This window comes from Flavihumibacter stibioxidans (assembly GCF_014332695.1).
Classification (GTDB): domain Bacteria; phylum Bacteroidota; class Bacteroidia; order Chitinophagales; family Chitinophagaceae; genus Flavihumibacter; species Flavihumibacter stibioxidans.
Genome location: NZ_MBUA01000007.1, coordinates 1 through 9,970, shown reverse-complemented (window position 1 = coordinate 9,970; position 9,970 = coordinate 1). Strand labels below are relative to the sequence as shown.

Genomic DNA, 9,970 nt, shown 5'->3' with positions numbered 1-9,970 from the left:
AACAACTAAGCTTCGTCGGGTGCGAAGCGCCAACGATGAAGCGGATGTTGCACGGAACCTTGGTAGCCGGGCTATTACTTATGGGGTTTGAATAGTAGAAGTTACTGGTTTAAGAAATGAAAACCGGAGGATTAAACTGATCTGGAGTTGCATGATGGATTTACTCCCTTCAAAAGGATAGCTAATTTTATTCCGGATCAGGATTTTCTATTGATTCTCCTGGCAATCATGCAATGTTTTCATAGGTAATGGATATAAAATTCCCAGGCCTGTTCGGCAATCAGCTTTCAAAGGGTCGTCTTTACATTTGATGTTACCTGGTTCAATATTGCAATAGGTGGTCCCCGATGATCAAAATCCATCACGTGTTGCATGCGGCCTTTTTTGCAACAGGGACAGCTGGCTTCAATTGGTACGGATAGTTCTGCAGTAGGTTGCTCTTTTTTGTTGCGGTTCTGCTTCGGAGTTAATTGTTCCCGGATCGTTGGAAGTGATGTCTGCTTTACCGCATTACTCAACATCCCATAATGCCGAATCCGCACAAATCCTTTAGGCAGGATGTGCAGCGCAAAGCGCCGGATAAATTCTACTGCAGATAAACACATTTCTTTTTTAGTACCTGCCTGTCGGTAATCCTTGTAGGTAAACTGAACAGTTTGATCATTGACTGCCGTGATGCGATGATTGCTGATCGCAATCTTATGCGTATAGCGTCCCAGGTATTCAATCACCTGGTCAGGTCCACCGAAAGGACGTTTGGCATACACTACCCAGGGGGTAGCAAAAAGCTGGTTGAAAAATTCCGGTGGCTGCTCCGGAAACGCTTTTCGCAAGGCTGCTGCATACCGGGCCCGGAATACCGCACTCAGGGCTTTTACCGGATAGAGGAACTTGCCTTTGCAGCGGGTGCTTTTCCAATGGCCCGTAGAAGTGATACCCCCACCCGGAACGATACAATGCAGGTGCGGATGCAGGGTGAGTGTTTGTCCCCAGGTATGCAGGATGCTGATCATACCGGTTTGAGCACCAAGGTGTTTTGGATCCGATGCAAAAGATTGAATCGTACTCCAAACGGTTGAGAATAGCAAACCATAAACAACAGCCGGTTTATGCAACGCCAGTTGATTGATCGCCTCCGGTAATGTAAACACCACATGATAGTACGGAACAGGCAATAGTTCTTCCTGCCGGGCCGCCATCCAGGCTTCCCGCTGCTGTCCCTGGCACTTGGGACAGTGGCGATTGCGGCAACTGTTATAGCTGATACGCAGGTGCCCGCAACTATCGCACTGATCAATATGCCCGCCCAGTGCTGCCGTTCTGCAGCGCCGGATCGCATGCAGGGTGCGCCACTGCCAACTGTTTAAGGATAGTTGCTCATTTGCTCGCTCCCAGTGCAGGTTCAGAATAGTGGCCAGTTCAAAAGCCGGTTGCACGGTTTACCTGCCGTAAAGCTGATCCAGCACGCTGAGGGGTGGTCGATCAACGGGTTGCGCAACATGTAAATAAATCATCGTGGTATCGATGCTCTCATGGCCCAAGAGTTTTTGGATGGTCATGATATCGATGCCAGCTTCCAATAAATGCGTGGCATAGGTATGACGAAGGGTATGAACCGATACTTCTTTTTTAATGCCTGCCTGTTTGACTGCCTGGGTAACGGCCCACTGCACACCACGTTGGGAATAGCGGCTGTCAAAATCGCCTCCTTTGCGGCCTTCAATTGAAGGATCGCCTTTGCCATTGAAGAGCCACTTAACAGGACCTTCGGCATCGATGTATTTTTGAAGTCCGGCTGCCAGTACCGAGCCAATAGGAACATAGCGATCTTTCTTGCCCTTGCTTTGCCGGATGTGCAACATGCGGCGGTTCAGATCAATGTCTTTGAGTTGCAGGCTACGCACTTCCATACAGCGAAGGCCACAGTCATACAGTAGAGCGATCAGGATCCGGTGCTTAAGCAAAGTAGGTGTGTGCAGCAGCCGTTTTACTTCTTCCCGGCTCAGAATTACCGGAAGTTTTTCTTCCCGTTGAATGGCAGGCAGGGCAATGCGTTTGTCATCCAGTCCTTCCAGCCGGAATACAAACCGAAGGCCATACACAGTGTGTTTGAAATAGGATTCCGAAGGCGTGTTGTGTTGTTGCTGCAGGAGATACAGGTAATCTTCAATCTGATCTTCATCGAGTTCAGTAGGCAGCGTGTTGAAATGTAAGGCCATCTGTGCCAGGTGCCGGGCGTAATTGTTGAGGGTGCTTTCGCTTCTGCCGGATGTCTTCATGCGACGCTTGAGCCGCTTGAATAAATCATGAAAACCAGTTACATTAGCACATGCCTGGGCAACCAGTGTAGAGGGACGCGGAGAACGGTTTGTAGTAGTCATAAATTTTGATTTTTGTTATATCAAAAAGCTACAAACCGTTCCCCGAATTTGAGTAGGAAAGGCTACCGAAGGTTTAGTGCAACATGGTATTTCAGCAATAGCGGTTGAAGAACATGTTTTGATCTGCAATAATTCTAATCTACTTTAGTAATAAATTTTAGCTGACGGATCACGGAATTCCGCTACTGCAGAAATACCTGGAACGTTGGTTGCAATTGTAACAAGAAACTTCATTATGACAGATAATATTCTGCAAGACTTAACTTTTTACGACTACTCCGATATAGAAATAGAATACACGATCAAGACCAAAGTCTATAGCATCTTTCAGTTAACCGACATATTAAATATTGACCCAACACGTGGTTTTAGTGTTAACGAAAACTATGAAAGCAAACAATTTAACACAAACACAAAACAAGTTGAAAAGACGGATCGACAAAGACCCTACACTCTTTGGGTCATAAACACCAAAAGTTTGACTCAGAGCAATAGATTTGAAGAACATGCAGACCAACTGCTCAACTTATTGAATCCTCAACTAGATAACATCAAAAAGTTTATAGCTGACAAAGACAGTTTTGAGATTATTGCTTTCATTTATATGACTTTTAATAAAGAAGAACATTTTGGGTTTGGTTCGAAATCAACATTGTTCAGACAATTTATTGACATATCACATTATATAGAATGGAGGATAAAATAACAACTGCAACCAACATGGGTTTGCAGCCATGCTGGCTTGACGGAATAAATATCAGCTGTGTATCTCTGTCAGCCTTTGTCCCGGCATGATTTTTCACTATCAGCTTTTAGTTATTATCTTGAACTTTAAATTATTAATCGGCTTCAGTTCCGGGCTGAATGTTATAAAATACCAGCACGGCAGCAAGCCCTAACACGTTGGTGGCAATTCGCAGACAGCTTCAAATTCAATGAGAAAAACAATAGCAATCATACTTTCACTCTTTGTGACATTGACAACATTCGGACAAGTAAAAATGCGCCCACTTGAAGAACTAATAAATAACGAAGACCCAGGTTGGTCATTAGTGAAAGAATGGATAAAGACCGCCAAGAACAAGGTTGAAATACTGACTGTTGATACAACAAAAGCGAAGGAAGCATTATTTAAAACACAAGTGACTACACGTTCACCTATGGGTTCAGTAGTCTTTATGACAGGAGGACTGCTAATAGATAATGGTTGGATAAGAATTCTTGGTTCAGGTCATGCAAGACTTCCAAGAACACTTCCTGATTGGAATAAAGGGAAATCTTTTCAGGAATTCGGAGAAGCGCCCAATTTTCTACTTATAGCTGATGACGCTATTGGTGGCTTCTTCCTGTTAAACGGTGGAGGACTTGGAAAAGATTTAGGAAACGTATATTACTTATCACCAGATAATTTGAAGTATGAACCGCTTGACTTGACCTATACAGATTTCTTGAATTTTTGCTTCAATAATAATCTTGACAAATTCTACAAAGGATATCGGTGGACAAATTGGAAGGAAGAAGTAAAAACTTTAAGTGGTGATAAGACTTTTAACTTCTTTCCGCCTTTGTGGACAAAAGAAGGCAAAGACATGAAAAAAGTTTCACGACGAGCTATACCTATAGAGGAACAATACAATTTCAGTCTTGATATGAGAAAGCAACTTGGAATTCAAAAATAAGAACTGCCACCAACAAAAATATTGGCTAAAGCAGGGCGGGACGTCGGAACTTCATCATTAGATCATTGATGGGCATAGGTTCAAACTTGTCACGATTTCTATAAGGCTATTGGAATTATAAATGAACATTTGTAAATAAATAAATCAGTTGGCCGAGCGGGACGTTAGTAATGGCCCTGCCTTCGCCAATACCTGAACGTTGGCTGCTATACAAAAAGACCTCTCTATGCAAAAGTTCATAACGACATTTTCACTTTGCTTTATATTGACACAATCCTTTTGTCAGACACAACGTAAGGTTTCTACATACCTACAGGGACAATATAATAAAACCATTTACGACAGGACAATTGGTAACAATCCATGGGGAATGGGTTTAGGACTTCAACTATTCTTAACTAATAATTCAAAGCTTAAACCGACAATTGACTTAACTGCGGACGCTTACCTTGAAGATGATAAAGTTTTTAGGATGAATTCTGATGGAACTGAAATTGTTGATATTGGCGGAATGGTAAACGTGTTTGCAGGAGCATCATTTTATCCGACTAAGACAATGTATTTATCGCTTGTATCTGGACCCAGCTTTGTGAGTGGACAGACTTTATTAGCAATGAAGCCATCGTTTGGTTTTTACTTTTCTGAAAAACAAAGATGGACAGGCAAGGTTTCTTATATAAACGTTTTTAATCGTGACAAGAAAACTAAAGAAGATTTTGGCTCAATAAGTTTATCACTTGGTGTCAAGCTGTTTTGACCAGTACAGCAGCCAACACTGCATTGGCGTTATGGCGGCTGAAGTAATTAAATTCAGCATTTTATTAAATAATCAACTTCAGTTTTGGCTTGACGTTATTAATTAAGCTTTTGAATTTACACTCAACACTATATCTTTAATCAGCATTGGTTCCGGCGCGAAGAAATTCTATTATCGCCACAAACGCCAATGCTTCAACGTTGCCTGCAATTTAATGACACACCCTGCACTTCCCATAATAATCGGATTAGTATGCACTTCTTTTTTCCTTTTTCTCCTGATAAATGGGTTTAGGCATAGGAGCGTTAATTCCATTATGTATTCAATTGGTTTTTTATTGTTGGCTATTTTCTCTTTTTTTTGGTTGTCATTTATTGCTATTGGTAAAGCGTATAAAATGGTAAATGATATATTACCTGATAGTATTGGCATATTAAAGCCTCGAAATCCGGTCGATGCATATCTATCGATATTTGGACCCGCCAATGAAACTTGTGTTAAGACGCTTAATTTTACGGATCAAATTGTGCCAAGACTTGACTGTTGTATTTGGATTGAGTTCAAAACGTGCCCAAAGGAAATTGAAAGAATCATTTCATTAAATAGCTATAAAGTTTCTGAACATGCATCGTTAGACACATTAAATTACTTGCCCACATATACACCTAGACCGTATTGGTGGCAACTCCAAACTCTTGGACAAAATGTAATTGTGTTTCGCGATGATTCGAAGTTGCCGAATCATGATAAAATATTAATCATTTCTACTGACAGCTCACATGGTTTCTATTGTGATATGTTGGATTGACGAAAAACTGCAGGCAACAAGGGCATTTTGCTTACCAGGGCGGGACGTTGGAACTTCAGCAGTAGATCATTGATGAGCATATGTCCAGGCTTGTCACGGTTTCAATTGGGCTTTTGGTTATAAATATGGACATTAGTAAATAATAAATCGGCTGAGCCGGGCTGGACGTTAGTAATGGCCCTGGCAAGCCAAATCCCTAATCGTTATGCGAAATGGCTTCGCTATCATGCTCACAACCTGTCGAACAATATTGGTGCAGCCGACTGAAAGTGCAGGGGTCTTTGGATGTAAATTGCAAAACAAACCGCCAGGTGGGCAGCATTCGGTTTAACATTGCTATCGAACTTATAACATTATCGGCTGCACGATACCCCCGGATGGAAAGTGCCTGACTGTTGTGTTACACCGCGTGTTGAGTGTGCAGCNTAGGAAACAGAGACAACCAATAGGACACAAAAACACCGCACTCCGCTACTGCAATACTAAGGCGCGGTGTAAGGTGGGGTGCAAAAGAGCTGGAAAAAAATCTTTGGACAATAGCTTCTGCAGTTACTCTAGAGGTGCAAAGTTTACAATTGGGGTGAATCTCTGAAGAATCGTTCAGCAGGCTGTTAATGCATAGGCAGGGCCCAGTAACCATTCGCATAACAAGGGCATTTGGCTTACCAGGGCGGGACATTGGAACTTCAGCTGTAGATCATTGATGAGCTTCGGCACTGGCTTGTCACGATTTCAATTTAGCTTTTGGTTATAAATATGAACTTTTGTAAATAGATATATCGGCTGAGCCGGGCGGGACGTTAGTAATTGCCCTGGCAAGCCAAATCCCGAAACGTTGGCGGTCATTGTAGACAGACCTTTCAAAATTGACACGAACTATTTAATCACAGTGTGGAACTACGACAAATTGACACATCAATAATTGAAGTTAGAGAAATAGAGTGGCAAGGACCATTTGCTTGGACTGGTTACGAAGCTAAAAACGGTCTTGATAAAATGCCTGACACAGAAGGCATTTATCTTTGGACATTTCAATACAAGGATGGCTACTTAGTTTACTGTGCAGGGATAACAAAGTCTACGCAAAAGAGATTTCGACAGCATACCTTGGAATATAAAAGTGGTAATTATACCGTGTTTAATGTAGGTGAAGCAGTGAAAGGTAAACGAGTAGAAATTTGGCATGGCTGGTCATACGCAAGAACTCACCGTGAAGAATTTACTGCAAGAAAGGAGGAAATTTTAAACGCAGTAGAAGAACAATTAAAATCATTCCGAGTGTTTGTTGCCCAAGTTTCTGATAAAAGAGAAAGGACACGATTTGAAGCTGCAATAATGCACAATATATATAACTCAAAAGAACATTGGGCAGGCTTGGCAGACAGAGGAATGGCATTAAGTAAAAGAAAAAAAGATGAAGTGCCTATCGTTATTAAAAACAGAAGTAACGTTAAACTTTACGGACTACCAGAAATATTTGATATATAGAAGTGAAAACAACGAACCGCCAACAAAAGGTTTGCCGCAAGGCTGGCGGACGAAGTAACAATCGGCAGTTGTACAACTATCAACTAATATCTGGCAAGACCGAATTTTATTTGGCTTTTAGTTGCTAACTTCAACTTTAGTTTTTAAATCGGCTTCAGTTGCCGGGCAGACACAGCAACAATTCCAGCCCTGCGGCAAGCCTCGAACGTTATGCGAAATGGCCTCGCTACATTGCACCCAATCTGTAATGCACTATTGGTGCAGCAGACTGTAAGTGCGGGGGTCTTGTTTGCAAGCTGAAAAACAAATAGTAAGGTGGGCAGCATTCGGTTTAACATTGCTATTGAACTACACACAGTATCGGCTGCACGATACCCCTGGAGGCAAAGTGCCCAACTGTTGTGTTACACCGCGTGTTGAGTGTGCTGCATTTCCGTGGTTAGGTAAGGTGGGCGATTAGGAAACAGAGACAACCAATAGGACACAAAAACACCGCACTCCGCTACTGCAATACCAAAGCGCGGTGTAAGGTGGGTTGCAAAATAGCTGAAAACAAACCTTTGGACAATAGCTCCTGGAGTTACTCTGGAGGTGCTAAGGTTGCAACTGGGGTGAAGCTCTGGCGAATTGTTCAGCAGGCTGTTAATGTATAGGCAGGGTCCAGTAACCATTCGCATAACATGCGTATTGGCAAAAGGCAGGGCGGGACATCAAAGGCCATCGACATTGGAACTATGATCGGCAGCGGATCAGGCTTGTCACGTTTTCAATTGGGCTTTTGAAAATAAACATGAACATTTGTAAATAAATAATCGGCTGGGCCGGGCGGGACGTTAGTAATGGCCCTGCTTTCGCCAATCCGTAACCGTTAGCCGAACAGGCGGAATCTATCGCAATGGGTGATTCAGCAAAATATAGTAAGACCTTTCCCTGGGTGTATACACCAAATTCATGGTTGCAGCAGCAAGGTATGTGGTAAGAGGGGCAACTTTTGGTTTAGGGTCATGTGCAATTGTATCATTGTTCAGGTGCACGGTACCCCTGGGTGCAGGTGCAAAACGAATGGTAAAGTGGGGTACAAAACAGCAGGACACAATTTCCGGATGAAACGCCGCATAACTAGTATGCAGCAGTCATGTGGTATTGTAACACCGCATGCTGTTAGTGTAAGGTGTTAAGGAAGGGTAAAGTGGGCAATAAACGTGGTGCTGTATTTTGGTCGAACACAAACACCGCACTCCAAGTATGTAATATTACACGAATCTGCAAAGTGGGGTGCCTGAAAAACGGCAAATATGGTTTTGGTACCGGGCACCTGTAAGCTGGCAAATGATCAGCAACCAGTATTGGGGAGCATACTCTGAATAAAACTTGGACATGCTGCTGCTCATACCAAGTGGAAGGAATATTGAGGATCAGCCTGATCGGCTAACAGTGGTATTTGAATTACCAGGGCGGGACAATTGAACTTCAGCTGTAGATCATTGATGAGCATTGGCCCAGGCTTGTCACGATTTCAATTGGGCTTTTGGTTATAAATATGGACATTAGTAAATAATATATCGGCCGCGCCGGGCGGGACGTTAGTAATGGCCCTGGCAATACAAATACCTGAACGTTATAGGGCATTATAAAACGACAACAATTTATGGCAGAATTTACAGACTCAGACATTCTTATTGGAGTAAACGACTCTTTCTCTGTACTACATAGAGTGCATGACAACCAAGTTCATGGAAAAAAGACAATAGACCAAATTCTACTTGAAACAAACGAAAAGAGAAAATGGACGGTGCTTAATCCAGGCATTCGAATGGCTCAATCATATATTTACTTTGTATTTGGACAAGAAAAAAAACTTTTCTCAAAATTGAGCGAGGACATTGAAAAACTCTTACTTGAGAAATTCAACTTTGTGAATAACGATAGACAGAAAAAAAAGGATGAATCCGATATTGAGGCGACATTACGGCATCTTCGTAATTCAATAGCACATGCAAAATATACTTTCAAAATGCTTAATCAATCAGTTAATCATTCACGTGAAATAGAAATTGTTTTCGAAGATTTTGAATATGACAATAAAAAGAAGGAGAAGAAATATTACTGCAGGTTTAAAATAAACTATTATGAATTTGAATATTTAGTTGAACAATTGGGAAGTCACGCTTATATTAACGCCCTATAACAAAAATATTGGCAAAAGCAGGGCGGGACGACGGAACTTTATCAGTAGATCAATGATGGGCAGCGGCCCAAACTTGTCACGATTTCTATTAGGCTATTGGAATTATAAATGAACATTTGTTAATAAATAAATCGGTTGGCTTGGCGGGACGTTAGTAATGGCCCTGCCTTCGCCAATACTTGAACGTTATGCGAAATGGCTTCGCACTTTGCACACACCCTGCGAAGACATATTGGTGAAACGGTCTGGGCGTGTCGGGGTTCTTGGTTGTCAGTTGTAAAACAAACCGCCAGGTGGGCAGCATTCGGTTTAACATTGCTATCGAACTTATAACATTATCGGCTGCACGATACCCCCGGATGGAAAGTGTCTGCCTGTTGTGTTACACCGCGTGTTGAGTGTGCAGCATTTCCGTGGTTAGGTAAGGTGGGCGATTAGGAAACAGAGACAACCAATAGGACACAAAAACACCGCACTCCGCTACTGCAATACTAAGGCGCGGTGTAAGGTGGGGTGCAAAAGAGCTGGAAAAAAATCTTTGGACAATAGCTTCTGCAGTTACTCTAGAGGTGCAAAGTTTACAATTGGGGTGAATCTCTGAAGAATCGTTCAGCAGGCTGTTAATGCATAGGCAGGGCCCAGTAACCATTCGCATAACAAGGGCATTTG

At 42.3% G+C, this 9,970-nt stretch carries 7 protein-coding genes; 5 read left to right on the top strand and 2 right to left on the bottom strand.

Going from position 1 to position 9,970, the window contains the following annotated elements:
• Positions 1–287 precede the first annotated feature (287 nt).
• Together BC349_RS07035 and BC349_RS07030 are read right to left on the bottom strand one after the other, a co-directional pair.
• On the bottom strand, positions 288–1,436 hold the full coding sequence (locus tag BC349_RS07035; RefSeq protein WP_187256029.1) for an IS91 family transposase: 1,149 nt from the start codon (positions 1,434–1,436) through the stop codon (positions 288–290).
• 3 nt (positions 1,437–1,439) lie between these two features.
• On the bottom strand, positions 1,440–2,381 hold the full coding sequence (locus tag BC349_RS07030; protein ID WP_187256030.1) for a tyrosine-type recombinase/integrase: 942 nt from the start codon (positions 2,379–2,381) through the stop codon (positions 1,440–1,442).
• 235 nt (positions 2,382–2,616) lie between these two features.
• Between BC349_RS07030 and BC349_RS07025 the strand changes: the two genes are divergently transcribed.
• The 5 genes from BC349_RS07025 to BC349_RS07005 all read left to right on the top strand — a co-directional run bounded on the left by BC349_RS07025 (position 2,617) and on the right by BC349_RS07005 (position 9,301).
• Complete coding sequence (locus BC349_RS07025; protein WP_187256055.1) at positions 2,617–3,087, top strand: DUF4279 domain-containing protein; 471 nt, start codon at positions 2,617–2,619, stop codon at positions 3,085–3,087.
• Between the two features lie 229 nt (positions 3,088–3,316).
• Entirely contained in the window at positions 3,317–4,060 is a 744-nt protein-coding gene (locus BC349_RS07020; RefSeq protein ID WP_222840113.1) for a DUF2625 domain-containing protein, read from the top strand.
• A gap of 226 nt (positions 4,061–4,286) precedes the next feature.
• Positions 4,287–4,817 carry a hypothetical protein gene (locus tag BC349_RS07015; RefSeq protein WP_187256054.1) on the top strand — a complete coding sequence of 177 codons (531 nt, stop codon included), beginning with the start codon at positions 4,287–4,289 and terminating at the stop codon, positions 4,815–4,817.
• A gap of 1,699 nt (positions 4,818–6,516) precedes the next feature.
• Positions 6,517–7,113, top strand: coding sequence for a hypothetical protein (locus tag BC349_RS07010; RefSeq protein ID WP_187256053.1), 597 nt, complete (start codon positions 6,517–6,519; stop codon positions 7,111–7,113).
• 1,648 nt (positions 7,114–8,761) lie between these two features.
• The gene (locus tag BC349_RS07005) at positions 8,762–9,301 is read left to right on the top strand and encodes a hypothetical protein (protein ID WP_187256052.1); all 540 of its coding nucleotides are present in this window, start codon (positions 8,762–8,764) and stop codon (positions 9,299–9,301) included.
• The last annotated feature ends 669 nt before the right edge of the window (positions 9,302–9,970 follow it).

Coding starts and splice junctions, on each gene's coding strand:
- BC349_RS07020 (WP_222840113.1), top strand. CDS start 3,317: ATGAGAAAAACAATAGCAATCATACTTTCACTCTTTGTGACATTGACA.
- BC349_RS07030 (WP_187256030.1), bottom strand. CDS start 2,381: ATGACTACTACAAACCGTTCTCCGCGTCCCTCTACACTGGTTGCCCAG.
- BC349_RS07015 (WP_187256054.1), top strand. CDS start 4,287: ATGCAAAAGTTCATAACGACATTTTCACTTTGCTTTATATTGACACAA.
- BC349_RS07025 (WP_187256055.1), top strand. CDS start 2,617: ATGACAGATAATATTCTGCAAGACTTAACTTTTTACGACTACTCCGAT.
- BC349_RS07005 (WP_187256052.1), top strand. CDS start 8,762: ATGGCAGAATTTACAGACTCAGACATTCTTATTGGAGTAAACGACTCT.